We start from the raw sequence: 26,469 nt of genomic DNA on the forward strand, positions 1-26,469 counted from the left end.
TAGCAACCATCAATCATACTAATTATTATCGCATGCTGTTTAGAAAAACTTATAATATCATTAGTAAATCTACGTTTAGCGCCTACCTTTATAGGGAATAGATTTCATTATTCCAAGCAATATTTACAAACAGATACAACAATATTCACCTATACAAATCTTCGTATTTGTTTACTACGAAGACTGTTTACTAAGCCTTAAATACTGTTCGTCTGGGTCTTGTCTTTTGGCTTTAGCATTTTCTTAATTGACAGCTCTAATGACAAATACGTGCCGATCAATATCACAATCGAACCAATGATGGCTTGTATATTTAGCGCCTCGCCAAGCAATAGATAGCCCAAAATAATCGCAAAAATTGGAATGACTAACGTGATACTCGTGGCACGCGTTGGCCCAATATTTTTGATCAACTGATTCATAAAAATAAGGGCAATGGCGGTTGAAAACACACCGATACAGATAACCGAAACCCATGCCTTTATGCTGATCGCTTTGCCATAAGGAAACTCAGTAAAAGCCACCGGCAGCATGATAAGGCTACCAATAATCAGTGAGCCTGCCGTGATCGCAACGGGCGAGACATCGTATAAGTAGTTTTTGGTGATGTTTGCGCCAAGCGCGTAACCAACACAAGCGAATAGCGCGTAGCCCATCGGTAATAATCCCTCGACCAAGCCTTTGCCCTGATCGCCACCACCAAATAAGCTTTCGCTCATCAATATAATCACCCCGACTACCCCAATCACCAATCCAAGCGCTTGTTTTTTGGACAGTCTGTCTTTAAAGAAGACGCGAGCGATAAAGCCGCTCATCATCGGTACGGAAGCGTTTAGTACGGCGAGTACCCCTGCATTCACTGACTGCGCAGAAAAAGAAAACAACACAAAAGGCAACGCTGCCGAAAATATGCCGACGAGCGATAGCATTTTCCAGTGCTGTTTGATACCGTCTCTGTTTTTTTTCTTTAGTAGTACAAAGACGAGCATGACCAGTCCGGCAAATATCACCCGCAAACTGGCAAAAGCCAATGACCCAAACTCAGGCACGCCAACCCGATAAAACACAAAGGAGAGCGACCACATAAAAGAGAGCGTCACAAAGATAATGAGGTCACGGTTGGTCATTAGGTAATCCTATTAAGTGCTTAGACTGCATTTGCCAACTCGTGTCGGTCATAACCGTCTGATATGTGGTGGAGGTTAATGTGCTAATAAGGCACTATGATGGTAAATCTATAACCACCTTGTATATTGCTTTTTATAGGTGTTATCGCGCATTCTTATGAATTAACCTGTCTTATTTAAAGTCATTTCACGATGCCTAGCTTTTCTATATCTTAGATAACTGGGTAAAATACTTTATCGAGCGAAAAACCAGTAGACGCTGCTACCCTAAAATTTGTCTACTTTAGCCTATTTTAGCGCCTCATTATTCATATACTGGCAAACTCCAAAGTCACTCTTGAGTCATTACTCTCATCAGTATGTATAAGAATAGAACCTATCTTGATATCGAAGCTTTCTAACAATAAGACTCATCGATAGATAATCTTAATAATATCAAAGTATAACCAATACCATCTAATCAGTAGGAGTTTTCCTTAAAAATATAATAATTGATATTTGTTTGCTAATTTTTTACTATCTAAGAGGTACTGGCTCGTATCTGGCGATACAAAAATAGATGACAAATATGATTAGGGCGTGTTGAACATTCGCAAATAGGCACTGCTGATCGCTAAAATTGTTCCATACAAGGCACAAAGCGACGATAATGCAGATGCCTTAGCGAGATTTGTAACGCAGTATGGGGCAGTTTTAGCATCAGCCCCAACGATAAAAGCAGGGGACAGGACTCTTTTTTGCCGCTTCATCGTTAAAAATAAGCGCTTAGAGTGACTAAACTTATTATTTTTAACATCGAATCGCCTAAAAAATAGTCGCTGTCAGTGCCATGGTCGAATGTTCAACACGCCCTAGTAAGATTTATAAATTATTGAGGAATGATGATGAAAAGGATAGCGTTATGCATCAGTGCTATGTCAGTTGCAACGGCAGGATTTTGCGGGGTTGGTCAGTTCTCAGATGAGACCACCTGCTACGTTTATAAACAAGACAAATTACACAAAAAGCTAAACTGTCAGTATGAGGGCGCTGAAGGTGCAGCGATGAGTTATAGCTTTAGGCAGGTCTCTTATAACCTGCCAGGACTTGGCAAAATGGCCACATCTAATCAAGCAAACTACAATGACCGTAATGAGATCACTGGATGGACGACCACCGTCAATGATGAGCCAGCCATTATCAGATATCGTTTGCCAAGCAATCAGCGTATCGTCAGTGATGCCTATGCGCAGTCTGGCAAAGCGGTGATGCAGTGTTATCTTAGTACCAAATCACAGTGGGAGATTTGTGCTGAATAGAGTGAGATATTATTGAGATTTAAAAGATCATAAAGCTAAGTATTATACTCAGCTTTATGATGAGTATAACCAAGAACTAATGGGTTACCTTTATCAGCCCAACTCTAATTATCCCATCAACACTCTTTACTCTTCTAAAACTACAAATAACCTTTCCTACTCCCTACCACACTCATTGAACTCCAGCTCTGTATCAGTAAGAATATCAGTATCTATTTGTAGCACTCCCCTATAAAAACGATTAAAAAAGGATCCATCATGAAACTGCGCATCTTAAAGTCTGCGGTGACCAACCCTTGGTTCAATCTTGCCACCGAGGATTGGATATTTAATACGCTCAATCCCGACTCGCACACGCTTTTCTTATGGCGCAACTCTGAGACCGTGGTCATTGGTCGCTCACAAAACCCATGGGTAGAATGCAAGACGGATAAGATGGCAGCAGACGATGTTTTTTTGGCGCGGCGTCAAAGTGGTGGCGGTGCGGTATTTCATGACTTGGGCAATACCAATTTTACTTTTTTATCCCCAAAACACGCGTACGACCAAACGGCCAACTTTACCATTATCATCAATGCGCTAAAAAAGCTGGGTATAGACGCCACCTTATCTGGTCGTAATGACATGCAAGTCGGCGATAGAAAAATATCAGGCAGCGCCTTCAAACACGCCGCCGATCGCAGTTTTCATCATGGGACACTACTAGTCAATGCCAACATGCAAAAGCTTGGCGACTATCTCAATCCGCATCCCTTAAAGCTCAAAGCAAAAGGCATCAAATCGGTACGTGCGCGTGTGGCAAACTTGGTAGAGTTCAATGATGCCATCAATCATGAGACCTTGTCTGATGCGATTATCGAGGCGTTTTGTGAGTATTATGGAGAGACTGCGCCAGTTGAGCAGTTGGATGAAGCCAGCCTTGCCAAGCAGCCGGCGCTAAACGCTTACTACCAGCAGATGGCGGACTGGGATTGGCGCTTTGGCAAGACGCCTGAGTTCAGCCATCATATCGAGACACGCTTTGAGTGGGGCATCATGGATGTGCATATGGATGTAAAACAGGCCATGATTTCAGAGATTGTTATCTTCTCTGATGCGTTAAATATTGAGCTGATTGATTTGCTCAAAGAGACATTGACTGGTGTGAAATATAATAAGCATGAGATTCAAGGTGCGCTCGCCGAACTAGCAAAAGCACAACCTGAACTAGCGGCACAAGTTAGTGATTTTGAGCAGTGGTTGGTTGGTGAGATGGAAGGTTAAGGACATTCTTCAATGCACTTATAAGACAAGTTACAACTTTCTAACTCAACTTACATTTGCTAAATTTATGCTTATTTATTTACAGAATATATAAATTGTTCATTTTTTCACATTTACCCAATACAGACGACTTTAAATAAGGATCACTTTCTACATTTTGGATAAACTCTTTAATTCCGTCATTAATGCAGTTATATAAGTCGAATACATCAACCAGTTTGGTTGGATTTTGGTATTTTCTTTCTTCAATAACAAGTTCTTGATCAGAAAAATCTATATTTTGATAAAAAGCCAATCTAAAGTGCTTTTTACTGTTAAAGTGCTTATGTTCAGCAGTTCCCATGTGCAAAAATGAACATCTAGTGTTCCATAGATCAACTGAAGTACATCTTAACTTAGTTAAGTCGCAGTAAGTTTCGAGCCAATTGCGAAAGTCAGACCCATCTGAAAATTCAGTCGATGAGCTTAACCATCCTAGCTGATCTATAAAAGTGAAAAACAAAAACAAACTCTGTTTATCATAGCAGGCCTTATTTAAAATCGTGATTGAGTTATTGAATGCATTAATTGTATCTCTGAGTTTGTCCATAAATTTTTTACCCCGTTGCTATATATTATGAATTACAAATATTCATTTCGGATTAATGTTCTAAGGTTATGATATAGCTTATAAGCCAAAAAAAAAACGACAGGAAATAGTATCCCTGCCGCCTTGTAGTTGCTCATAATTACTTTCTATTTAATTCTAAATCCCCGCCGCAACCTCAGCACCGTCACGAATCGCACGTTTGGCATCTAACTCAGCTGCCAGCTTAGCACCTCCGATGAGATGGTATTGCGCGTCTGGCGCATCACCGACATTTGGCATCAGCTCAACGACTGACTCTTGACCAGCACAGACGACGACGCTATCGACACGGAGTAGCTGGCTTTGACCTTGCGAGTTGGTGACCCAAATACCTTCGTTGGTGATTTTTTCGTACTGCACGCCAGCGACTTGGATGACGCCGTGCGATTTGATATGCGCGCGATGTACCCAGCCTGAGGTTTTGTTGAGGCCACTACCCAGACGACCCTTGCTACGCTGCATCAGATAGACCTGACGAATGGGCTTAATCGCTTTAGGTCTGACCAGTCCGCCATCACTTTGATAATCGGTATCGTTGGTCACGCCCCATTCCTCGCGCCACTCGCTGATGGACTGCGGTTCAGGGCGATAATCTGGATCTTTTAGACCTTCAGGGCCGATCTCATCCAGCGATTGTCCGTGATTAGCCGTCAGATATTCACTGACATCAAAGCCGATACCGCCAGCACCGATGACCGCTACCGTGTCACCCACGGCTTTTTCACCAGAGAGCAATTCTGCGTAGCTGATGACTTGTGGCAGATCAGCCCCTTCCAGTTTACCTGCGAGACTTCTAGGTACAACGCCAGTGGCGACGATAACATGATGGAACTTGGCTTTTTCCAGCATGTCTTTATCCACAAAGGTATTGAGTTTAATCTCGACGCCTAAGTGCTCAAGCTCGTTGATATAGTAGCGAACAGTCTCAAAGAACTCTTCTTTACCCGGGATGACTTTGGCGTAGTTAAACTGTCCACCCAACACATCTTTGGCTTCAAACAAGGTCACTTCATGACCACGTAAGGCGGCGACATGAGCGGCTGACATACCAGCGACCCCGCCACCGATGACGGCGACTTTTTTCGGTTTTTTCGCTTTTTTGTAGACCAGCTCAGTCTCATAACAGGCTTGTGGATTGACCAGACAAGTCGAGCGTTTGTTTTCAAAGGTATGGTCGAGACACGCTTGGTTACAGGCGATACAGGTATTGATGCGATCTGTCTGACCGTTTTTGGCTTTGTTGACCCAGTTTGCATCCGCCAAGAATGGACGCGCCATTTGAATCACATCTGCCTGACCATCAGCGATGATTTTTTCTGCGGTATCTGGCATGTTGATGCGGTTGGCCGCCATCATTGGGATATTGATGTGTTTTTTGATCTCAGCGGTGAAATCAACGAAAGCGGCGCGTGGTACGCTGGTGACGATCGTCGGGACACGCGCTTCATGCCAGCCGATGCCCGTATTCATGATAGTCACGCCCGCTTCTTCTAGCGCTTTTGCCACGGTGATGACTTCATCCATAACGTTACCGTCTTTGACTAAGTCAATCACTGACAGGCGGAACAAGATAATAAAATCTTCACCCACGGCCTCACGAACAGCTGTAACTACATCAACCGCGAATTTCATACGACCTTGAATATCACCGCCATAGATGTCTTTACGCTTGTTCACATGACGCGATAAGAACTGATTGAGCAAGTAGCCTTCAGAGCCCATGATTTCGACACCGTCATAGCCCGCTTGTTTGGCAAGACGCGCTGAGCGGGCATAATCTTTGACTGTCTGCTCGATGTTTTTGATGCTCATCTTGCGCGGTTTAAACGGCGAGATTGGGGATTTGATTGGGCTGGAGGATACCGCAAAAGGGTGATAGCCATAGCGACCACTGTGCAATATCTGCATGATGATTTTGCTGTCATGCTTATGCACAGCACGAGTGACGCGCTGATGATTGATGACGTCAGCTTTGGTATTCATCGTGCCGCCAGCAGGTAGTAGCCAACCTTCGCGGTTCGGTGAGATACCGCCTGTGATCATCATTGCCACGCCGCCCTTGGCACGTTCTGCAAAATACGCCGCCAGCTTACCGTAGTTATAGAAACGGTCTTCAAGCCCCGTATGCATAGAGCCCATGACCATGCGATTTTTTAGCGTGGTAAAACCCAAGTCCAATGGCTCAAATAAATGCGGATAATATTCGTTAGTGCTGGCAGTTTCGATCGTATTGGCAGAACGGCTGGCGGTCATATCATTTTCCTTATGAATGTTTTTTGAGACGGCTTCTTAAAAATGGCTTTGTAGAAATCGTGGTGCTACGGGATTTAGCGTTACTGGTATCGTAACACACCGCTATTATCACTAGCTATGCAGACAAACGACTGATGAGTGAGCACTATTTAGCGACGATCAGAATATGATCGTGAAGTTTGCCAATTATCACACGGGCTGGTGGCGTATCGTTAGGTTATTACGATAAAACCCGTTCCAGTGTTGACTATGTTTTTTTATAATCAGACAACTATTTTATCACTCTCTCCTCACCGCCCATTAGACTAATCGATAAACATCGACTATTCTAATCCCTTTCTGTGTTAAATTAAGGTGCTGCGTTACCCTATTGACGCGTTATAAAAATACGATAAAGGATTATCATCATGACAGATTTTCATACTGGCCTCGGCAAAAACGCTGCCAATTATCAACCGCTCACCCCTATTGATTTTATTATCCGTAGCGCTCAGGTTTATCCTGATAAGACTGCGATCATTTATGATGACCTTGCACACAACAATCTCACTCAGACATGGCAACAGACTTATACGCGCTGCCGTCAATTGGCGGATGGCTTACGTAAATTGGGTATCGATAAAAACGATACGGTCGCCGTCATGCTGCCAAACACGCCAGCGATGGTCGAATGCGCCTTTGGCGTACCCATGTCAGGCGGCGTACTCTGTACATTGAACACGCGCCTTGATATCAACGCCCTGACCTTTTGTTTGCAGCATTCAGAGGCCAAGGTGCTGATCTTGGATAGCGAGTTTGCTGAGCACGCTGAGATCATCAATGAGACCTTCCCAAACCTCATTGTCATTCACGCGACCGATCATGCTATCGATGTCGAGCCGTTTGGACAGATGAGCTATGAAGCATTGGTTGCCAGTTCAGACAGCGTGGATAATTGGGAGATGCCAGCGGATGAATGGGATGCCATTGCCCTGAACTACACCTCTGGCACAACAGGCAAACCAAAAGGCGTCGTTTATCATCACCGCGGTGCTACGCTCAATGCGGTGTCGAATATTTTGGATTGGGATATGCCAAAGCATCCAATGTATCTGTGGACGTTGCCGCTGTTCCATTGTAACGGTTGGTGCTTCCCGTGGAGCATCGCTGAGCGCGCTGGGGCCAATGTCTGCTTGCGTAAGATTGACGCGGATTTGATATTGCAGCTGATTGCCAAACATCAAGTGACCCATTATTGCTCTGCGCCCGTCGTCCATAATATGATTGCTGGCGGCAAACCCGAGTATAAAGAAGCCATTACACATACCGTCAAAGGCTGGGTCGCTGGGGCACCGCCGTCTGAAACCATGCTAGCAGCAATGGAAGAAATGGGCTTTGATATCTCTCACGTCTACGGTCTGACTGAGGTCTATGGGCCAGTGACCGTTTGCGCTGAGCAAGAAGAATGGAATGATCTTGATGTCGCCACCCGCGCCCAAAAAAAATCACGTCAAGGCGTGACCTCACATTTAATGACAGGGTTTGAGGTATTTAAACAAGGCACGACTGAGCCAGTCGCCGCCGATGGTGAAGAGATGGGTGAGCTGGCACTACGTGGCAATATGGTGATGAAAGGCTATCTAAAAAGCCGCAAAGCCACTGAAGAAGCATTCACTGATGGCTGGTTCCGCACGGGGGATTTGGGTGTCAAATACCCTGACGGCTACATCAAAATTATGGACAGGCTCAAAGACATTATTATCTCAGGCGGTGAGAATATCTCTAGTATCGAGGTCGAAAATGTCTTATACAAGCTCCCTGCCATTGAGAGCTGTGCGGTCGTCGCCGCGCCACATGATAAATGGGGCGAAGTGCCCGTCGCCTTTATCGAGATTCATGAGGGCAGCACCTTGCAACGCGATACGGTAATGGCGCATTGTAGTCAGCACTTAGCAGGCTTTAAAGTGCCAAAATATATCGTCTTTGCCGAAATCCCAAAAACCAGTACGGGTAAAGTACAAAAGTTTGAGCTACGCCAAGCAGCCAAATCGTTGGCGCATGAAACGTCAAAAGTCACTGCTAGTGCTAAGTGATCTGACAATACATTAAATCCTGTCATCAACTAACATTCATAAAAAAGGTCAATCACATATACGTGGCTGACCTTTTTTCGAGTGCTAGCCTATTTATACTATAGTTGGTTCAATATAATTTGGAGACAAGGAAGCCAAGTAAAAGTACTACAAATAGTAGACTAAGCGAGGCTGACACCGTATCCAATTTATAGAGAACTAACTATATCAGCCAATTTTTGGCTCAAACCACTGATAGACCAGCATCCCTACGACCATCGCAGGGATAAACACATACGCTTGCCACTGACCCGTCCCGAGCAAGACGATGCCTGGCCCCGGGCAAATACCCACCAGCCCCCAGCCGATACCAAACAACATGGCTCCGATAATCAATTGTTTGGTGATGACGGTTTTGCTTGGCATATCAATGGGCGTGCCAATCCAGCTATTCTCTTGACGCTTGGCCAACAGCACACCGAAAAATGCAACGAACAAACCACCACCCATCACCAGGGCAAGGGAGATATCCCATGCGCCAAACACATCTAAGAACCCTTGTACTTTTACAGGGTCCGTCATACCTGACACCAGCAGCCCAAACCCAAACAGTAACCCTGCCAGCAATCCGATTATATTTTTTAGCATCGTCGTCTCTCGCTATTATTATCTTCTATTAACTCTTATATGTCGTGCGCGCTTTAGTCCTACTAGCAATCTCATGGCAATCTGCCGTTGAGCATTTATAGTAGCCCTAGGACATGACGACCGATATACACGGTCACAATACCCAACAGCATAAAGGTGACGGTCGCGGCCAGTGAGCGTGGAGACAGACGTGCATTACCACAAATACCATGCCCACTGGTACAGCCTGAGCCAAGACGCGTACCAAAGCCCACCAATAGCCCTGCGGCAATCAACAGTGGCAAAGAAGTGCTAATCTCTACGTTAGGTAGCGGTCTTGCCAGCCTGTACAGCACGGGCGATATGACCAAACCCAGTATAAACAGTATCTGCCACATCTCTACACGCTTGGGTTTTAGCAAGCTTGAAAAAATGCCACTGATACCCGCTATACGGCCGATACCGAGCAGCAAAATAACCGTCGCCACCCCTAGCATCAGACCACCGACTAGAGATATCGGTGTAAATGCTTGCCAGTCTATTTGTATACTCATAACGGACTACCCATTTAGGTTTGTTAAGTATTTGCTCAACGTTCTATTTATATAAATACATTATATTATAAAATATAATAAAAGGGTAAAAAAATACTGAGCACGTATGATGATAATAACGGCTCAGTATTTTATGATGATAAAAGCGTCTTCAGAAGTACTTATAAAGTTAGCGGTATCATTTTAAAAGGTTTCTTAATTACTATTTCTACTGGCTTAGTACTTCATCCAGTGCGGACTCAAAACGCGTGACCGTACCGTCGATATCGGTCAGCTTGTCCAAACCAAACAGACCCAAACGGAACGTCTTGAAGCTGTCAGGCTCACCTACTTTTAAGGGTACGCCAGCGGCGATTTGCACACCCGCTGCCGCAAAAGCGCTGCCTTTATGCATATCATCACGATCGGTATAAGACACGACAACGCCAGGCGCTTGAAAGCCTTCAGCCGCAACGCTCTCAATACCTTTGGCTTCTAGTACTTCACGAATACGTTTGCCAAGCGTCCACTGCGCCTCACATAGCTTATCAAAACCAACCGCTTTGGCTTCATTCACCGCATCACGGAACTGGCGTAAGCTGTCTGTCGGCATCGTCGCATGGTAGGCATGACCGCCGTTTTCGTAAGCGCGCATGATATTTAGCCATTGCTTTAGATCAATACTGAAGCTATCAGACTCTGTGCTGTCTACTTTTTTGACCGCCGCCTCGCTTAGCATGACAAGACCAGCGCCTGGTGTACTGCTCCAGCCTTTTTGCGGGGCGCTGATAAGCACATCGATACCCAAGTTTTTCATGTCTAACCAGACACAGCCTGACGCGATACAGTCGATAACCAACAATCCACCGACGCTATGCACAGCCGCGCTCAACGCTTTGATATAGTCATCTGACAAAATCATGCCAGACGAAGTCTCGACGTGCGGCGCAAATACCACTGCTGGCTGCTCTTCTTTGATTTTAGCTACCGCCGTGTCGATATCGACTGGTGCAAACGGCTTTGGTAACTCGCTATCATCTGCACGATTGGCTGTGAGCACGGTTGAGGATTTGGCAATTTTACCTTTTTCTAAAATCTGCGTCCAACGATAACTAAACCAACCATTACGAATGATGAGGCAATCTTCGTCATTTGCCAGTTGACGCGCGACCGCTTCCATACCATAAGTACCAGAACCCGGTACGATCGCCACGGCATCCGCGTTGTAGACAGATTTTAGATCACTAGATAAGTCATTCATCACTTGCTGAAAGGCTTTTGACATATGGTTTAGCGCACGATCAGTGTAGACCACTGAATACTCTAATAAGCCGTTTGGATCGATATCTTGACGTAATGCAGGCATGGGATGCTCCTTGCTCGTTGTCGGATTTTTGGATGGGTATAACCTGTGTTTTTCGCCCCATTGATTATAGGGGGTAATCTACCAAAAAACCAACCCGTGCTTAGTGAACGGGCGAGTAAGACATTTAGCGGCGGCGGTGGGCGTTTTGGAGTCCAGAGACCACAAAATCTAGCAAATCACTGTCGCCTTGGCGGGCGGCTGTGCGCATGAGCTTGGATGGTGCGTGCGTCAGTGTTTGAGTCAGGCGCCGTGACAGCTCAATAAGAATGTCTTCTGGACTGACATCGTCTTGTTGCAGCTTGGCAATGGACTCATGCAGTAGCTTATCTACTTGATTTTGAGTACAGGTACGATACTGCTGGATGTCTTTACCCACTTGGCGAACTTGGAAGCGACGATCTATTTCAACGACCAATTGACTGACTAAAAGTTCTGCATCGACCGCCGCTTGCCGACGCTGCTCAATATTGCCAGCAATCACATGCTGCAAATCATCGACAGAATACAGATAGACATCATCCATGCGACTGATGGTTGAGTCAATATCACGTGGTACGGCCAAATCTATCATTAGCATCGGCTGATAACGGCGACGCTTAAGCGCTTGCATAGTCATGGTTTTATCAATCAATAAATCCATACTACCACTACAGCTGCTGACAATATCGGCGTCTGCTAGCACTTGCGGCAAATCTTGCAAGGGTCTGACGTCTATGCGGCGATTGGGACTACGCAGTTCAGCCGCCAATGCCTCAGCACGCTCAGGATTACGATTACAAATAATCACTCGCCCAACGCCAAGTCCTGCGATATGGGTGGCAACCAAGCGATTCATCTCACCTGCCGCGACGACCAATAGCGTACGACTCGGCAAGTCATCAAATATCTGCGTGACCAATTTGGCCGCCGCAAAACTCAGCGATACCGCTTGTGCACCCACTTGCGTCTCATTACGTACTCGTTTAGCAGCGGCAAATACTTGATCAACGATCCAACCGAGCTGATTGCTCAATACTTTTTGCTCTTGTGCCAAATGCACAGATCGCTTGATTTGACCAAGTATTTGCGGCTCACCCAGTATCATAGAATCCAGCCCCGCTGCGACTCTTAGCCAGTGGGTCAATGCGTGCGTGTCGCGGTGCACATAGAGATAAGGATCGATATCTACGAGTGGCAGCTGTTTGAATTCAGCAAGCCACGTCTTAATCTTGAGGATATGAGCGCTGATCATGCTTGATGTGACATGAGCACTGCTACTAAAATCATTATGAGAGATGGCGTGATCTGTCTGCTCATTGACTGCCGAGCTTGATGAGTGTGAGTGGTGCGGGGTCAACGTATGGGGCACAAGCGCATAAATCTCAGTACGGTTGCAAGTAGAGACAATCACACTGCCATCCGTGAAGGATTCTATTTGCTCAAGCGCGACATTCACATCGTCACCCACCAGCGCCAAACGCTCTCGCAGAGCGACTGGTGCAGTTTTGTGATTGACCCCAATGACCACTAATCTCATTATCGATAGACCATAAACATGACGCCTAGCTGCCCACTCACGCTATCTTATTATTTTTAAAAGACAGTTTTTGACGACAGCGCTGAAAGGAAGACCCTAAAAACCGCTTATTATATCATTATTGCTGGCGTTAATTAACACTCACCCATCTATGATAGCGATATCTCTGTATCTGGTCGCAAATGTAACAAATCAACTACCGATATGATTGATAAAATCAATGGATGTGTTTTGGCAAATAGTCGCTAAGATCACCATAAATCATTCGCTTAGTGTCGCCTAACTTGTTATATTTCCACAGTATTCTGGTCAGCATAGCTATTTGTATAAAAGTTCTAGCAAAATAACTCATGCTTAAAACAAGTATCAGTCATAGCCTATCAATAGAATGATGATTGCTCAGATATGAGTAACACGGATGCTATTGTTTATACTGTTCATCTGCTCTTATAATGTTTGTCATGGGTACTCATTACCACTATTTGATTTGAAATGATTAAAATAAAATTGCCTCAGCTATGTAGGTAAACCATGGGCGAACACGGCTATCTATGATGTTTTTTGGATCATTATCTAGATCACAACCTCTTTATAACGAGCAATCTAGCCTCCGCGCTTTATTGCAGGTCGTTATCGATCGTTTGTGCCAGCGTTATAAGCTAGCGTTGTCATTGGCCGTCTGTTTATGCCTTGCCGTACCTGCGCATGCCAGCCATGCTGATACAGAATTGGCCGCAAAAACGCCACCAGCAGCAGTCATTACTAGCGATAACGGGGCAAATAATAATGCTACTTCTAGCACCTCTATCAGCACGACTGTTCATAAAAACAGCCAAATGACAGATAGTGTAACCAACATTGATGGTCTAGCGCCAGCCAGCCTATGGCAGCCTGAACTCAACGAACCCAGTTTATATGCTCTATTAGATGCAGAGTTTGCTGCGGATCGTGATGACAAACAACGTGCGATGACGATCTATAAGCAACAATCTTTTAAAGAAGATGCCACAGCGGTATTTGAGAGGGCACTAACTCTATCATTGCGTAATGAAAGGGTTGAGGATTCATTAGCCTTTGCGAAATCATGGCAAGACCAGAATCCTGATCATGTACCTGCTTGGTTTTATGTGGCGCATTTGGCACTACGGGCACACGACTATATCTTAGCTGGCGAGACCTTAAACCGCATCTTGCGTTACGATCCGCGTGCAGATTTGAGCGAAATCCTTATCGGTATTTATCCCAATAATGACGATGACAAACGCGAGCTGCTTGCCGCTTTGCAGCCACTAGATAGTGAGCAAAATGCTTCACTGTCCGTATTAAAAGCTGGTTTACTTTACCAATTTAATGAGCCCGAAATCGCTATCGTGCATATCAACCGCGCGCTAGAGCGTCAGCCTGATTATGTGCCTTTTATCACCCTAAAGGCTGACATCTTGCGCAAAATCGTCACCTCTGAAACTGTGGTCAACTATATAAGCCAAGCACGCTTGCGCAATCCTGATAGCAAAAGTTTGTACCTGTACGAGATTCGCTACTTATTAGACTTAAAACAAAGCGAGCAAGCTTGGAAACTATTGCTCGAAGCCCACCGCCGCTTTAACGACGATGCTGAGATTACCTTGCTAGCAGCACTAGTGAGCTTGGATATCGAAGAATATGCGAGTGCGGATGATCTACTCAATATGCTTGCCAAAAACCCCGCTTACCTTGACCAAGCTTATTACTATCTCGGTATCAGTGCTGAGCGCCAGCAGCAGTTTGATAAAGCCAAATACTATCTCAATGCCGTGATGCAAGAAGACTTAGTATTAGAAGCACGTCGAAAAGTGGTCGCATTTGAATTGCTCAATGACGACGTCGACGCCGCCATTGCTACTTTAGAAAAGCTACGCAAAGACTTTACGGTGTTCGCCCCTGACACCTTTGTGATGCAAGCCGATATTTTGTGGCAGCAAAATGAATCAGAAGAAGCCTTACGTCTATTGACGCGGGCCGCTCGTAAATATCCTGATAATGAGATGTTACTCTTTGCCCGTGTCCAACTGTTAGATGACAAAAGCGACTATGTCGTCAAACGTACACTCCTTAATCATTTGCAGGCGCTCGATCCTACCAATTTATCCTATCAGCTCAGTTATGCACAGTTGCTATTGGCCAACGAGCGTAGCTCTGAGCAAGGTCTGGCACTCGCCACAGCAATTATCCAGATTCGCTATGACGATCCGCGCTATGATAATGACCTTCATCTACAAGCTCTCAATGTACTGGCGGGTAATGCACTGGCCAAAGAAAACTATAAGCAAGTCATCGATTATCTGCAAACGCCTTACGATGTGCTCCCAACTCTGCGCTCAGGCACTCTATTACTGCGTGCTTATCAGGGTCTTGGCAATAACGAAAAAGTCGAAGCACTACTCGCAGACTTGCAACAGCGCTTCTCCTTTGGACAACACAATATCAATGACAGCATACAGCTATATTGATATTGGTTTTTCAAAATAACTGTTGCAGCGTGATGCCATTAAGCTTGATACTACAAAGCACTTATCAATTACAAGGGACGTATAAGAAGCTAACAGCCGTGCATAACCGAGCAACAAATAGCCCTTAAGCTAATATCTTTGTTAACCTATCCATTTACCCATTTTGAGAGCACATTATGTCAGCATCAACGATGTCTTATAAACCAAATAAACTGGCTTTGCTTACTGCGATAGCGACTACAATGGTGATTACCTCTGGCTGTCAGTCACTAAAAACAGCCAATGCGACCAATCAACCAACCACGATGCAAGCTCAAAACGCAGATCAGCCCAAAAAGCTAGAGAGCTTTAATATCACGGGTAAAATTGGGGTGACCACACCTGCTAATGACACCTCAGGTACCCAAGGCGGTAGTGCGTTTTATGCATGGGGACAAGAAAACGATCGTTTTGCTATTGAACTCATCGGCGCACTCGGCATTGGCAAAACCAATATCGAATACGATGGTCAGACGGCCACCTTGGTCAGTGAAAAGACAGGCACACTGACCGCCGATGATCCTGAGGAACTATTACAAAAAGCCACTGGCTGGCAAGCGCCTATCTCGCAAATGCCTTATTGGATCTCTGGTAGCCCAGCGCCCTCAGATAGCGCTCCACAAATGGATGCTCAGAACCGCCTGATAAGCTCGGTCAATGGTGAGTGGACAGCTAGCTTTACCTATAAAGGCTCAGACAAACGACCTTCCAAAATCAGCGCTGTACAACCACAGGGCAATAAAGTTGTGATGACGATTAATCACTAGTCCGTCATTACTAGTGTATCACCACTGAAAAATCAGCCCCTATTGCTCATTAACATAGTCGTTTATGACTGTACCTTATGATGAAAAAACATGATTGAAAACATAGCCGAAGCATCTGACTCTACTGTTACGCGTTTATCCCCTGCAAAAATCAATCTATTTTTGCATATTACAGGCAAGCGTGCTGACGGTTATCATAATTTGCAAACGGTGTTTCGCCTGCTTGATTGGGGTGATTACTTGCATTTTTCACTCATGGATGATGCTGTGATACAAACGGCTGATAATAAAGCAGATGCCAACACCCTCTGTCATCAGCTATTGGTATTAGCTGGTGCCGAGGCGATAACTACCGACATAGAAGACAACTTAATCTTTAAAGCGGCGCGCGAATTGCTCGCGTTTGCCATAGAGTCAGATACTTTGCCTGAGCAATTGGCACAAGTTACTGTCACTTTAGACAAGCATTTGCCAATGGGCGCAGGATTGGGCGGTGGCTCATCCAACGCCGCAACGACTATGCTGGTGCTCAATGAGCTTTGGCAGCTTAACTTTACTTGTGATGAGCTGATAATAATCGGTGCAAAGGTAGGCGCAGACGTGCCAATCTTTATCTTTGGTCAAGATGCCATTGCGATGGGTATCGGCGAGGAATTAACTGCCATCAATTTACCTGACCAGCAGTATTTAGTCTTAACGCCTGATGCGCATGTCAATACTGCCAAACTATTCGCTCACCCCAAACTACAGCGAAATATCGCTCCTCTATCGATTGATACGATTAAAAATCAATCCAATGATTATGTTCAAAATTTGAATACGCCTTATCACAATGTGTTTACGCCAGTAGTAACGAGCCTTGCCCCCGCTGTTGCAGAGGCTTTGAGTTATTTGCAAGGGTTAGAAACACAAGCGCTGGGCACAGCGCGCATGACCGGCTCTGGTAGCGCGGTGTTTTTACCCTTAGATGCAAGTATTGCCAATGATAAAAAACTATTGGCAAAGTGGGTTGAAAGTGCGCCTTGTGAAGCGTTTATGGTTGGGAGTTTGTAGGATACTATTTAAGAATTAAGGTGTGTTTAACGCTCCCTTTTTGAAAAGTTCACATTATCTATGTGTTCTAGGCGCACTCTACTCAAACTTTGTTAAGGTGCATATCCTATTATTGACATTCCAGCACACGACTCGTTTGCAATATCGCTATATAAACTTATTAAACTAACAAAGCTCTCCAATTCATATTTATGAACGCAAAAACTTTGCAAGTCTATCATTTTGAGAGTATCAACAAAATTTCGAGCACTTTTTTGGTCATTAAATATGTAAGGATTATCACTATAATTCTCTCGCACATGGTGAATCAGATTAGCTAACTCTTCTAAGCCTTCATGCCTAACTATTCTTTCAAATATAGTATCTTCATCAAAAAATATAGCGTGTTCATCCATATGCGAATCATTAGCAATGTATTGTGCATCAAATTCTTCATAATCCTCAGGAGTGTGTGGATAAGCTAGGTATAAATGAAACCTTAGTAGTTGTTGTCCTTTGTCATACTCTGTTGTCATATTACTTTTCCATAAATAGTTTGTTAGAAAGCTCATCTAGAATTAATAAAGCATAGAGCATATTTTTAATGAAATATAGCATTAGGCGCTTAAATTATCACAAAGTTTCACAATCTTGTGATCTCTACCTTAAGAACAATGAATTCATTACTTTAGTTAATATGTCAGATAAAAAACTTTCTAATTTAATAGAACGATAATGACAACGGTAGGATTGCCTATTTTAATTTGCTAAAATAGCGCCAGCAGTAACCTATGATGAATAAATACCAGAAAAAGGCGCAAATGACTTGCAAAATCTGAAAATTTACTTATAATAGGTCGCCACAATAGGGGTATAGCCAAGTTGGTAAGGCATCAGGTTTTGATCCTGACATCCGTTGGTTCGAGTCCAGCTACCCCTGCCATTTTTTAGTACGAAGCGTTAGACATACATTGAGTATAAGAGGTTTATAGACAACCTCTTATACTATTGTCATTGACAACGTTATCCCAGTTTCGGTATAGTTCGCAATGAACACCGCTAGGGAAAAGTTATGTTTTAGACGGCTTGATCGTTTATAAGATAACTGACAGGTCGTGACACCATTCTAAGAATGACTATTAGTCGCTATTAGCTTTCGGTTGTTCATAGCCTAGACATTACAGGGGTATAGCCAAGTTGGTAAGGCATCAGGTTTTGATCCTGACATCCGTTGGTTCGAGTCCAGCTACCCCTGCCATTTTTTACTGTAATAGTAGTCTTCAATCTTTTTCACCACTCTTTTCTTAATTTGAGCAGTTTGTCACTGCTTAGCGGTCGCTGCTTGAGTCAATCAATAGGACTTCTGTCATGCCTTATTTGGCGATTTTTACGGGCAATGCCCACCCAGAATTAGCAAAAACCGTAGCCGATCATCTTCACATACCTCTTGGTAAAGCTGACATCACGCGTTTTTCTGATGGCGAAATTGCCGTGGAAATCAAAGAACACGTACGCGGTAAAGACGTGTTTATCATGCAGCCTACTTGTGCACCGACCAACGACAACTTGATGGAAATCATGATGATGGCGGATGCCTTGCGTCGCTCTAGTGCTGGTCGTATCACAGCTGTCATGCCATATTTTGGTTATGCGCGTCAGGATCGTCGCCCGCGCTCAGCTCGTGTACCTATCTCAGCAAAAGTCGTCGCTGACATGCTAAACATCGTTAGTATCGATCGCGTGATGACGGTTGATTTGCACTCAGATCAGATTCAGGGTTTCTTTGACATTCCTGTAGACAACATCTACGGTACGCCAGTACTCCTAAACGACCTACAAAAACAAGATTATGACAATATCATGGTGGTTTCACCTGATGTTGGCGGCGTGGTTCGTGCCCGTGCAATGGCCAAGCAGTTGGGTGATACTGACATGGCGATTATCGACAAGCGCCGTGCCCGTGCCAATGAGTCACAAGTGATGCACATCATCGGTGATGTCCGTGACCGTGATTGCGTCATCGTTGATGATATGGTCGATACCGCAGGTACGCTATGTAAAGCCGCTGAAGCACTGAAAGAGAATGGTGCACGTCGCGTTTTAGCATATATTACTCACCCTGTTCTATCGGGTAATGCACTAAAAAACATCAGCGAATCTGCGCTAGACGAAGTTGTCGTGACCGATACGATTCCATTATCTGCTGAAGCAAAAGCCTGTAGCAAAATCCGTCAGGTAAGCATTGCACCGATGCTTGCTGAGAGCTTACGCCGCATTAATAATGAAGAATCTATTAGTGCGATGTTTGATGCCTAATGCTAGACAGTCATTGCTATAAATTTTAATAGTATTATAGTGACAATAAAGATGTAGTCATAAAAATAATAGCGTCAAGTATCAGTACTTGGCGCTATTTTTATGTAGGTACTTTGCGTAGGTCTTTATTATTACTACAAAATCCCGTATAATGCGCGCCTGTGCTGACCGTTTGTTTTATTCAATCAGTCCAGCATTATCAAAAGTGCTGATCATGCTGAATAATAATGGCTATTGTGGTAATTTTTACTATAAAAATCATTGTTATAAGCAAATGGCTAACATCGATAGTTGTGTCATTTATACGCAACGATAGATATTAGCTCTCATCACGTATTAGTGGATTGGTCGCAAATCCACTTTTTTATGACCAGACACTTCATCATTCTTTTTATAGGATTATATCCATGAGCAATAATCATTTTGAACTAAACGCTACTGATCGTTCTGCTGAAATCCAAGGTAAAGGTGCGAGCCGCCGCCTACGTAAGCAGAACCTAGTTCCTGCTATCATCTATGGTGGTGGTGAGCAGCCAACAGCGATCTCTATCAAAATCAACGAGCTAGTAAAAGCACTTGAGTTTGAAGCATTCTTTTCACACATCTTGACCATCAATGTTGACGGTACCGAGCATCAAGCTGTTATCAAAGACTTGCAGCGTCATCCTGCTAAAGGCTTCCCAATGCATGCTGACTTCCAGCGCGTTGTAAAAGGTCAAAAAATTCACATGAACGTTCCTGTGCATTTTGTTGGTCGTGAAGAAGCGCCAGGTACTGCTGCTGCTGGTGTACTATCTACCCTAGTATCTGATATCGAAGTTATCTGCTTACCATCACAGTTACCTGAATATCTAGAAGTAGATGTATCTGGTATGGAAATCGGTGATTTGTTCCGTCTATCAGACATCAAACTTCCTGAAGGCGTTGTGATTCATGAGCTTGAGCTAGAAGACGGCCATGACCGCACTATCGTTAACATGCAGCCACCAACGGTTGAAGAAGTTGACGAAGATGCTGACGACGTTGATGCTGATGAAGTACCAGCAACTGAGCAAAACGACGGCGCTGATGCTGAAGAAAGCAAAGACGACGAGTAATATACTATGTCTAGGTAGCATTTTATTTTGTGCCACTTAGTAACAGACTCGTTTAGTTAAGAAGACAGCAGGCGATTTGAAATCTCCTGCTGTTTTTGTAAGTAGGGCGTGTTGAACATTCGACCATGGCACTGACAGCGACTATTTTTTAGGCGATTCGATGTTAAAAATAATAAGTTTAGTCACTCTAAGCGCTTATTTTTAACGATGAAGCGGCAAAAAAGAGTCCTGTCCCCTGCTTTTTATCGTCGGGGCTGATGTTAAAATTGCCCCATACTGCGTTACAAATCTCGCTAAGGCATCTGCATTATCGTCGCTTTGTGCCTTGTCTGGAACAATTTTAGCGATCAGCAGTGCCTATTTGCGAATGTTCAACACGCCCTAAGGTTTGAGAATATACTGTCTATCAACATTTCAAACCTTATCCTTATTTATCAAATTTAAGCAGGGTGTTTTTATGGCCATAAAGCTTATTGTCGGTCTTGGTAATCCTGGTCAGCAGTATATGTTTACGCGTCATAATGCCGGATTTTGGTTTGTCCATCACTTGGCGCAACAATTCAACATTACGCTCTCCCCTGACAAAAAATTCCACGGGGTGACAGGACGTGGGCACATTCATGGATCTGATGTGCGCTTACTTATGCCGCTCACGTTTATGAATAAATCTGGTCAGTCAGTCGTGCCTATGGTAAATTTTTATGGCATCAAAAACGACGAGTTATTGATTGCTCATGATGAGCTCGATATTCCAGCTGGCAGCATCAAACTCAAAACCGACGGCGGCCATGGCGGCCATAACGGTCTGCGCGATATCACCCCACATATCGGCAACGACTTTCATCGACTGCGTATCGGTATCGGGCATCCAGGTCACAAATCCAAAGTCAGTGGACATGTGCTCTCAAAAGCGTCTCCCGATGAGCAAATCGCCATTGACAGCGCATTGACGGCGGCATTTGACGCGCTACCATTATTGCTAGATGGTGATATCGAAAAAGCACGTTCACAAATTAATGGCTTTAAATTGCCTGAATAAAATATTACCTCTATAATAATAGCCTTTTATTTTGGTAGGTTTGTCCCCATTAACCTTTTGATTTAGTTATTTAATATCAGTTACGCTAAGGAAGCAACCTATGCTACTTAATATGCTTAAATGCAAATTACACCGTGCTCGCGTTACCCATGCTGAGCTTCACTATGAAGGCTCATGCGGTATCGATGGTGATCTACTAGACCTAGCTGGTCTACGTGAAAACGAATCTATCGATATCTATAATGTGACCAATGGCAAGCGCTTTCGCACCTATGCTATCCGTGCTGAGGCGGGCTCTGGTATTATCTCATTAAATGGTGCTGCGGCTCATATGGCAGACTTGGGCGATATCGTCATTATTTGTGCTTACGCGCATTTCGATGAAGTTGAAGCATCGACGTATCAGCCAAAACTGGTCTATTGCAACGAAGACAACACAGTTAAAGACACAGCAAATATCATTCCTGTACAAGTTGCTTAATATGACAGGATGGTGAGGTTTTGGTAAATTTAAGATAAACACAAAGTTACATCTTTGAATTAGCTGCTATTATTACTAAAAATCTCGATGCTATTAGGAAAGCTGAATCTAAATCAAGATTCGGCTTTTTTTATGCCATTTTTCTCTATTAAACTCATTTTTTTCATCATATACAAGGAAACATACTGATGTGGTTGGCCGTGCTTGCAATACTGATTGGGTTAGCAATTTTGGTTTGGAGTGCCGATGTCTTTATTGATGGGGCGACAGCACTGGCAAAAAAGTTTAGTGTGCCTAGCTTCTTAATTGGGGTATTAATATTGGGCATCGGCACATCAGCACCTGAGATGGTCGTGTCAGTATTAGCAGCGTTAGAAGGCAGTCCTGAGCTGGCTTTGGGCAATGCTTACGGCTCAAATATTATTAATATTGCTTTAGTACTCGGTGCAACCGTACTGATTAGCCCTATTATCATCCGTAAAGGTATCGTAAAGCGTGACCTGCCGCTGCTACTGCTAATCACCGCCATCGCTGCATGGCAGCTACGTGACGGCATATTGAGCCAAGTGGATGGTCTGATATTGCTTGTATTGTTGATTGCGGTATTGGGATTACAGATCGTATTGAGCATTCGTGAGGGCTATCATGAGCATGAAGAGGACATTGATAATGCAGATTCAGATGCGACAGAGCCAAGCGTAGCGCGTGGACTTGGTAGCTTACTGCTCGGTATGCTGATGCTGGTACTTAGCTCGCGGGCGATCGTTTGGGGAGCCGTTGAATTGGCAACGCTCTGGGGGCTGAGTGAGCTCATCATTGGCTTGACGATTGTTGCGATTGGTACATCACTGCCTGAGCTGGTATCAAGCTTGTCAGCAGCGCGTAAAGGCGAGCACGACATGGCACTAGGTAATATCATTGGCTCAAATGTCTTCAATACATTGGCGGTCGTAGGCCTAGCTACGGTGATTGCCCCGATTGCTGCTGATCCAGTGATCTTGTCACGTGATGTGATGGCAATGGGGGTACTGACGGTATTACTCGTTGCTCTGTGTGTGTTTGCCTTTACAACAAAGCGCCAGTTCGGTCGTACGTCAGGCGCTACTTTGGTGCTTTTCTTTGTCGGTTATACTGCATGGCTGATTCAAAGCGTTAGTATATAATTTTTTATTTTTTATTTTTTGAGCATAACTGACTGCTTTATAAGGTTAAGATTTTTTCTTACGATTTTTAAAACCGCGCCATAACCCTTCATGTGCTACTTTTGGCATTTTTAGGGTAATGGTGTTGGATAGCATATCCTGTACTGCGAGACCACGAGGGTTGAACAGACAAAACACATAGTTGAATACCAATCCAAGAAACGCGCTGGCCAATAAGGCGGCGCGTGACCCATCGATCAGACTACCAATAATACCAAAAATCAGCGGCATCAAACACGCCGCCAAGATACGTTTGAAAGACTGCCCCCACGTGAGCCACTGACCAGCATCATTGATGGTTTTCAATCGCCACGTTTGCATCCCCAATGTCTGACCACCACGGCGCCAAAATATCCCATAGAATGCCACCAATGTCAGTACAAACGACGGCGTCATAATGGCGTTTTGATACCAAAGCGGTAGTGACTGGGCCTGTGAAGACTCGGTACCCGTCTCCATCGTTAGCAGCGTGCCAACTACGGTCAATATCGTGCCGACCAAAAACAACAATGCCAAAATCAACATGCCATCATAAAGAATGGCCACGACGCGAACCATGGGCTTGGCAATGGTGGGCGCTTCATTAGGATCTTGCTGCACAAAAGCGCTCGGTTGCGGCTTTGATTTATTGACAGATTTTGACGGGCGTTTAGAGGAACTTTTTGGCATGGTACAAGCTCATAGCAAGCAGTGAATAATAACGCTATTGTACCGTAAATGACTGGTCTATCGTACATTATCCTAGATGACCGTCTAATCATATTGACTATAGTTGCAAAGCGATTGACAGCAAGTCACCAGTACAAAGCCATCAAGCCCCGTGATAGATTACAAAAATGACAGACATAAAAAAATCGCCAATTGTCATAAGACAGGCGATTGATTTAGTTGATTATGCAAATGGTGCGCTTGGAGAGATTCGAACTCCCGACCCCTTAGTTCGTAGCCAAGTGCTCTATCCAACTGAGCTACAAGCGCGTACTTTGCAAATCATTTACCGAGTTGTTAAAAACAATTTCAGTAAATTAGGTTGGCTATTATATAGATAATATCGCTTGTGTCAACATCTTTTTTAATTAAACACAAAATATTTTTTGATTTAATTATTAAGAATGTTTAACGCAATATACTGCGTTACTACTCTAATAATAACTGAATAAATGGCGGTGAAGGAGGGATTCGAACCCTCGATACGCTTACACGTATGGTTCCTTAGCAGGGAACTGGTTTCAGCCACTCACCCACTTCACCTAACGATTTAAGACATTTATAAAAATAAACACAGTATTGATGCTAGCAATACGTCTTATGTCGTGGGCGAGTATTATAACAAAGCCAAAACGAATTGCAAGCCTTGTCTGCCGATTTAATGAGGCTTTTCTGATAATTATAGTTATAAAGGCTTTTCTGACGTTTCAATCTTCAAAATCACGCCATATTTTAGAAAAACACCACCTTTTTATTCATCATCTGTACAAGCTTGTGTTTTTTTAATACGTTAACTGAGTCTATCGGTATCAGACGGTGATAGATTTTTTGATGATAGGTGGCTATAGTATTTATCACTGATTATAAAATACCTAAAAGGAGCGGTTATGCGACCTGTCGTACTGTGTTTTTCTGGACTGGATCCCTCAGGCGGTGCTGGATTACAAGCGGACATTGAAGCCATCGGTCAATCTGGTGCGCATGCTGCCATCGCGTGTACGGCAGTCACAATTCAAAGCTCACAGCAGGTATTTGGCTTTGAGGCGTGCGCTGCCTCCTTAGTGCAAGCACAGGCCACTGCGGTGCTTGACGATTTACCTGTTACAGCCATCAAATCTGGTATGCTTGGTACCACTGACAATATCGCCATGCTAACCCAGTTGTTTGCTGAGCAAAAGATCAGCAAGGACACACCATTTGTATTGGATCCTGTATTGGTCGCCAATAGCGGTGGCAGTTTGGGCGATGAGAAAACGCTGGTGCGCGCGTTTAGGCAGCTGCTACCCTATGCCACCTTGATTACACCCAATACGCATGAATTGCGCGCGCTGAGCGGCGAGCAGGATTTGCACAGTGGTGCGAAAAAACTATGCGCGCAAGGCGTTCATGCGGTGTTGGTAAAAACCTCTCATGATTTTGACAGCGGTGATATCGAGCAGTATTTATATATAGAGGGCGAGATGGTACACAAAAGCATCTTACCGCGCTTAGAAGGTGAATTTCATGGCTCAGGGTGTTCGCTCGCCAGCTTTATCGCTGGGCGTTTGGCGATGGAAGATGATTTGATTGATGCGGTAAAATCCGCAGATAATTGGATTACCCAGACATTGCGCGCGGCTGACATACCGCATCCTGAAGATGCTCAGGCGCAATTAATACCCAATCGCTTTGTACGTCTCTGACGTCTTTATCAAACCACTGCATAAACCCATGAGGTGTATCAAGAGCTGATAATAACAATCATAAAAAAGGCGCTCTATATTTTATAGAGCGCCTTTTGGCATGGGATGCGTTATTGATTCTCTGTGATTTATAGACACCAATTATCCTAGCATTGGCATAAAATTCGCCGACAAGCCGCCGATAAATATCTCAAGCAGATAGAACACAAAAAAAGCAATCATCGGTGATAAATCCAGCATGCCTAAGTTTGGCGTAATACGACGAAACGGCTCTAGTATCGGCTCCGCTAAGCTCATAATAATACCAATAATAGGATGCTGGGATTGGGTAAACACCACGATCCAGCTGACGATAATAGACCCAATCACCAAGTAGCGACACATGCGTAAAAAATCTAACACTAGGCTGATCGTACCCGTGAAAAATAGCGGCACAGGGGCAATCCCTTGATGCGTCAAGGCCGCTTTTCCAGAGATATCAATCAGACGAATCAAAAACATTAAGACAATAGCAGCAATGCTAATACGGCCCTGTCCGACCGTTGGGAAGATACGCCCAAACACATCGACGATATGGGTCGCTTTATAGGCAGGTGCAATCATCGGGTTGCGCGCATCCATTCCTGCAAATTGCAGCATAAAACGAATAAACACCAGCATCATAGCGAATGTGGTGACCAGATCAAAAACTTGAAATAACATGTTGTTCATGAAGGGCTACTCAATGGGACATTATTGACAGATTTTAGAATGACAACTGTCATTATCAGATGCGAATCATCATGTAATGTAGGTCGGCTGTTTAGCCTGACCTACTTTTTGGGTCGTTACTTATTAATTACTAGACCTCTTGCAAAAGTCATAGGTTAAGCTCGGAATTAATGATACCAGCAAACAGCTTCATTCTAAGATCATAGCGCTGACGACGGTTGCGATATTTATGAGCCACGATTTT

The 26,469-nt window shown here is 44.2% G+C and carries 22 protein-coding genes and 4 tRNA genes; 14 read left to right on the plus strand and 12 right to left on the minus strand.

The features are described 5' to 3' along the window. Positions 1 to 197: 197 nt before the first annotated feature. Positions 198 to 1,127, minus strand: coding sequence for an EamA family transporter (locus AC58CZ_RS08535; RefSeq protein WP_494223965.1), 930 nt, complete (start codon positions 1,125 to 1,127; stop codon positions 198 to 200). 914 nt (positions 1,128 to 2,041) lie between these two features. Between AC58CZ_RS08535 and AC58CZ_RS08540 the strand changes: the two genes are divergently transcribed. Together AC58CZ_RS08540 and lplA are read left to right on the plus strand one after the other, a co-directional pair. Further along, entirely contained in the window at positions 2,042 to 2,425 is a 384-nt protein-coding gene (locus AC58CZ_RS08540) for a hypothetical protein (protein ID WP_494224935.1), read from the plus strand. 258 nt (positions 2,426 to 2,683) lie between these two features. After that, positions 2,684 to 3,688 carry a lipoate--protein ligase gene (gene lplA, locus AC58CZ_RS08545; protein WP_494224934.1) on the plus strand — a complete coding sequence of 335 codons (1,005 nt, stop codon included), beginning with the start codon at positions 2,684 to 2,686 and terminating at the stop codon, positions 3,686 to 3,688. A 79-nt stretch (positions 3,689 to 3,767) separates the two neighbouring features. Here the strand turns inward: lplA and AC58CZ_RS08550 are convergent, their stop codons facing one another. Both AC58CZ_RS08550 and AC58CZ_RS08555 read right to left on the minus strand, forming a co-directional pair. After that, entirely contained in the window at positions 3,768 to 4,277 is a 510-nt protein-coding gene (locus AC58CZ_RS08550) for a hypothetical protein (RefSeq protein WP_423726373.1), read from the minus strand. 156 nt (positions 4,278 to 4,433) lie between these two features. Further along, positions 4,434 to 6,569 carry an FAD-dependent oxidoreductase gene (locus AC58CZ_RS08555; RefSeq protein WP_494224933.1) on the minus strand — a complete coding sequence of 712 codons (2,136 nt, stop codon included), beginning with the start codon at positions 6,567 to 6,569 and terminating at the stop codon, positions 4,434 to 4,436. 407 nt (positions 6,570 to 6,976) lie between these two features. Between AC58CZ_RS08555 and AC58CZ_RS08560 the strand changes: the two genes are divergently transcribed. Next, positions 6,977 to 8,641, plus strand: coding sequence for an AMP-binding protein (locus AC58CZ_RS08560; protein ID WP_494224932.1), 1,665 nt, complete (start codon positions 6,977 to 6,979; stop codon positions 8,639 to 8,641). Between the two features lie 207 nt (positions 8,642 to 8,848). Here the strand turns inward: AC58CZ_RS08560 and AC58CZ_RS08565 are convergent, their stop codons facing one another. From AC58CZ_RS08565 to hemA, 4 genes are all read right to left on the minus strand, one after another. Further along, a complete protein-coding gene (locus AC58CZ_RS08565; protein WP_071002483.1) occupies positions 8,849 to 9,268 on the minus strand; it encodes a DUF6691 family protein in 420 nt (139 codons plus the stop codon). Positions 9,269 to 9,363: 95 nt separating this feature from the next. Further along, positions 9,364 to 9,801, minus strand: a complete 438-nt coding sequence (locus AC58CZ_RS08570) for a YeeE/YedE family protein (protein ID WP_071002485.1) — start codon at positions 9,799 to 9,801, stop codon at positions 9,364 to 9,366. A gap of 208 nt (positions 9,802 to 10,009) precedes the next feature. After that, positions 10,010 to 11,146 carry an aminotransferase class V-fold PLP-dependent enzyme gene (locus tag AC58CZ_RS08575; RefSeq protein ID WP_494224931.1) on the minus strand — a complete coding sequence of 379 codons (1,137 nt, stop codon included), beginning with the start codon at positions 11,144 to 11,146 and terminating at the stop codon, positions 10,010 to 10,012. 124 nt (positions 11,147 to 11,270) lie between these two features. Further along, positions 11,271 to 12,662 carry a glutamyl-tRNA reductase gene (gene hemA / locus AC58CZ_RS08580; RefSeq protein WP_494224930.1) on the minus strand — a complete coding sequence of 464 codons (1,392 nt, stop codon included), beginning with the start codon at positions 12,660 to 12,662 and terminating at the stop codon, positions 11,271 to 11,273. A gap of 551 nt (positions 12,663 to 13,213) precedes the next feature. On the opposite strand from hemA, the gene AC58CZ_RS08585 reads away from it, so the two are divergent. The 3 genes from AC58CZ_RS08585 (at position 13,214) to ispE (ending at position 17,010) form a co-directional block, all read left to right on the plus strand. Next, complete coding sequence (locus tag AC58CZ_RS08585) at positions 13,214 to 15,151, plus strand: tetratricopeptide repeat protein (RefSeq protein WP_494224929.1); 1,938 nt, start codon at positions 13,214 to 13,216, stop codon at positions 15,149 to 15,151. Positions 15,152 to 15,327: 176 nt separating this feature from the next. Beyond that, positions 15,328 to 15,957 carry a lipoprotein insertase outer membrane protein LolB gene (lolB, locus tag AC58CZ_RS08590; RefSeq protein ID WP_494224928.1) on the plus strand — a complete coding sequence of 210 codons (630 nt, stop codon included), beginning with the start codon at positions 15,328 to 15,330 and terminating at the stop codon, positions 15,955 to 15,957. 90 nt (positions 15,958 to 16,047) lie between these two features. After that, positions 16,048 to 17,010, plus strand: coding sequence for a 4-(cytidine 5'-diphospho)-2-C-methyl-D-erythritol kinase (gene ispE / locus AC58CZ_RS08595; RefSeq protein ID WP_494224927.1), 963 nt, complete (start codon positions 16,048 to 16,050; stop codon positions 17,008 to 17,010). Between the two features lie 92 nt (positions 17,011 to 17,102). Here ispE and AC58CZ_RS08600 read toward each other — a convergent pair whose 3' ends face one another. Then, entirely contained in the window at positions 17,103 to 17,525 is a 423-nt protein-coding gene (locus tag AC58CZ_RS08600; protein ID WP_238051389.1) for a hypothetical protein, read from the minus strand. Between the two features lie 331 nt (positions 17,526 to 17,856). On the opposite strand from AC58CZ_RS08600, the gene AC58CZ_RS08605 reads away from it, so the two are divergent. The 7 genes from AC58CZ_RS08605 (at position 17,857) to AC58CZ_RS08635 (ending at position 23,085) form a co-directional block, all read left to right on the plus strand. After that, positions 17,857 to 17,932, plus strand: a tRNA-Gln gene (locus AC58CZ_RS08605). 239 nt (positions 17,933 to 18,171) lie between these two features. Further along, positions 18,172 to 18,247, plus strand: a tRNA-Gln gene (locus AC58CZ_RS08610). A 110-nt stretch (positions 18,248 to 18,357) separates the two neighbouring features. Next, positions 18,358 to 19,305 carry a ribose-phosphate pyrophosphokinase gene (locus tag AC58CZ_RS08615; RefSeq protein WP_057758042.1) on the plus strand — a complete coding sequence of 316 codons (948 nt, stop codon included), beginning with the start codon at positions 18,358 to 18,360 and terminating at the stop codon, positions 19,303 to 19,305. A gap of 407 nt (positions 19,306 to 19,712) precedes the next feature. Then, a complete protein-coding gene (locus tag AC58CZ_RS08620; protein ID WP_494224926.1) occupies positions 19,713 to 20,402 on the plus strand; it encodes a 50S ribosomal protein L25/general stress protein Ctc in 690 nt (229 codons plus the stop codon). Positions 20,403 to 20,859: 457 nt separating this feature from the next. Next, entirely contained in the window at positions 20,860 to 21,441 is a 582-nt protein-coding gene (gene pth, locus AC58CZ_RS08625; RefSeq protein ID WP_494224938.1) for an aminoacyl-tRNA hydrolase, read from the plus strand. A gap of 100 nt (positions 21,442 to 21,541) precedes the next feature. Continuing rightward, complete coding sequence (gene panD / locus AC58CZ_RS08630; RefSeq protein ID WP_010196068.1) at positions 21,542 to 21,922, plus strand: aspartate 1-decarboxylase; 381 nt, start codon at positions 21,542 to 21,544, stop codon at positions 21,920 to 21,922. A gap of 188 nt (positions 21,923 to 22,110) precedes the next feature. Beyond that, on the plus strand, positions 22,111 to 23,085 hold the full coding sequence (locus AC58CZ_RS08635) for a calcium/sodium antiporter (RefSeq protein ID WP_494224939.1): 975 nt from the start codon (positions 22,111 to 22,113) through the stop codon (positions 23,083 to 23,085). Between the two features lie 45 nt (positions 23,086 to 23,130). On the opposite strand, the gene AC58CZ_RS08640 is transcribed toward AC58CZ_RS08635, so the two are convergent. From AC58CZ_RS08640 to AC58CZ_RS08650, 3 genes are all read right to left on the minus strand, one after another. After that, positions 23,131 to 23,793 carry an RDD family protein gene (locus tag AC58CZ_RS08640; RefSeq protein ID WP_494224940.1) on the minus strand — a complete coding sequence of 221 codons (663 nt, stop codon included), beginning with the start codon at positions 23,791 to 23,793 and terminating at the stop codon, positions 23,131 to 23,133. 232 nt (positions 23,794 to 24,025) lie between these two features. Further along, positions 24,026 to 24,102 (minus strand) — tRNA-Arg (locus AC58CZ_RS08645). Positions 24,103 to 24,285: 183 nt separating this feature from the next. Further along, a tRNA-Ser gene (locus tag AC58CZ_RS08650) sits at positions 24,286 to 24,375 on the minus strand. Between the two features lie 344 nt (positions 24,376 to 24,719). On the opposite strand from AC58CZ_RS08650, the gene AC58CZ_RS08655 reads away from it, so the two are divergent. Next, positions 24,720 to 25,514 carry a PfkB family carbohydrate kinase gene (locus AC58CZ_RS08655; protein ID WP_494224941.1) on the plus strand — a complete coding sequence of 265 codons (795 nt, stop codon included), beginning with the start codon at positions 24,720 to 24,722 and terminating at the stop codon, positions 25,512 to 25,514. A 141-nt stretch (positions 25,515 to 25,655) separates the two neighbouring features. Here AC58CZ_RS08655 and AC58CZ_RS08660 read toward each other — a convergent pair whose 3' ends face one another. Further along, positions 25,656 to 26,225, minus strand: coding sequence for a YggT family protein (locus tag AC58CZ_RS08660; protein ID WP_423610100.1), 570 nt, complete (start codon positions 26,223 to 26,225; stop codon positions 25,656 to 25,658). Positions 26,226 to 26,469: the final 244 nt, after the last annotated feature.

It is taken from the genome of Psychrobacter sp. CR212 (assembly GCF_059693765.1).

Bases quoted from the DNA above. Each gene is read 5' to 3' on its own strand.
- panD (WP_010196068.1), top strand. From the start codon at position 21,542: ATGCTACTTAATATGCTTAAATGCAAATTACACCGTGCTCGCGTTACC.
- AC58CZ_RS08600 (WP_238051389.1), bottom strand. From the start codon at position 17,525: ATGACAACAGAGTATGACAAAGGACAACAACTACTAAGGTTTCATTTA.
- lplA (WP_494224934.1), top strand. From the start codon at position 2,684: ATGAAACTGCGCATCTTAAAGTCTGCGGTGACCAACCCTTGGTTCAAT.
- AC58CZ_RS08660 (WP_423610100.1), bottom strand. From the start codon at position 26,225: ATGAACAACATGTTATTTCAAGTTTTTGATCTGGTCACCACATTCGCT.
- pth (WP_494224938.1), top strand. From the start codon at position 20,860: ATGGCCATAAAGCTTATTGTCGGTCTTGGTAATCCTGGTCAGCAGTAT.
- AC58CZ_RS08575 (WP_494224931.1), bottom strand. From the start codon at position 11,146: ATGCCTGCATTACGTCAAGATATCGATCCAAACGGCTTATTAGAGTAT.
- lolB (WP_494224928.1), top strand. From the start codon at position 15,328: ATGTCAGCATCAACGATGTCTTATAAACCAAATAAACTGGCTTTGCTT.
- AC58CZ_RS08550 (WP_423726373.1), bottom strand. From the start codon at position 4,277: ATGGACAAACTCAGAGATACAATTAATGCATTCAATAACTCAATCACG.
- AC58CZ_RS08560 (WP_494224932.1), top strand. From the start codon at position 6,977: ATGACAGATTTTCATACTGGCCTCGGCAAAAACGCTGCCAATTATCAA.
- AC58CZ_RS08535 (WP_494223965.1), bottom strand. From the start codon at position 1,127: ATGACCAACCGTGACCTCATTATCTTTGTGACGCTCTCTTTTATGTGG.
- AC58CZ_RS08555 (WP_494224933.1), bottom strand. From the start codon at position 6,569: ATGACCGCCAGCCGTTCTGCCAATACGATCGAAACTGCCAGCACTAAC.
- AC58CZ_RS08565 (WP_071002483.1), bottom strand. From the start codon at position 9,268: ATGCTAAAAAATATAATCGGATTGCTGGCAGGGTTACTGTTTGGGTTT.
- hemA (WP_494224930.1), bottom strand. From the start codon at position 12,662: ATGAGATTAGTGGTCATTGGGGTCAATCACAAAACTGCACCAGTCGCT.
- AC58CZ_RS08540 (WP_494224935.1), top strand. From the start codon at position 2,042: ATGTCAGTTGCAACGGCAGGATTTTGCGGGGTTGGTCAGTTCTCAGAT.
- AC58CZ_RS08655 (WP_494224941.1), top strand. From the start codon at position 24,720: ATGCGACCTGTCGTACTGTGTTTTTCTGGACTGGATCCCTCAGGCGGT.
- AC58CZ_RS08585 (WP_494224929.1), top strand. From the start codon at position 13,214: ATGATGTTTTTTGGATCATTATCTAGATCACAACCTCTTTATAACGAG.
- ispE (WP_494224927.1), top strand. From the start codon at position 16,048: ATGATTGAAAACATAGCCGAAGCATCTGACTCTACTGTTACGCGTTTA.
- AC58CZ_RS08615 (WP_057758042.1), top strand. From the start codon at position 18,358: ATGCCTTATTTGGCGATTTTTACGGGCAATGCCCACCCAGAATTAGCA.
- AC58CZ_RS08635 (WP_494224939.1), top strand. From the start codon at position 22,111: ATGTGGTTGGCCGTGCTTGCAATACTGATTGGGTTAGCAATTTTGGTT.
- AC58CZ_RS08570 (WP_071002485.1), bottom strand. From the start codon at position 9,801: ATGAGTATACAAATAGACTGGCAAGCATTTACACCGATATCTCTAGTC.
- AC58CZ_RS08640 (WP_494224940.1), bottom strand. From the start codon at position 23,793: ATGCCAAAAAGTTCCTCTAAACGCCCGTCAAAATCTGTCAATAAATCA.
- AC58CZ_RS08620 (WP_494224926.1), top strand. From the start codon at position 19,713: ATGAGCAATAATCATTTTGAACTAAACGCTACTGATCGTTCTGCTGAA.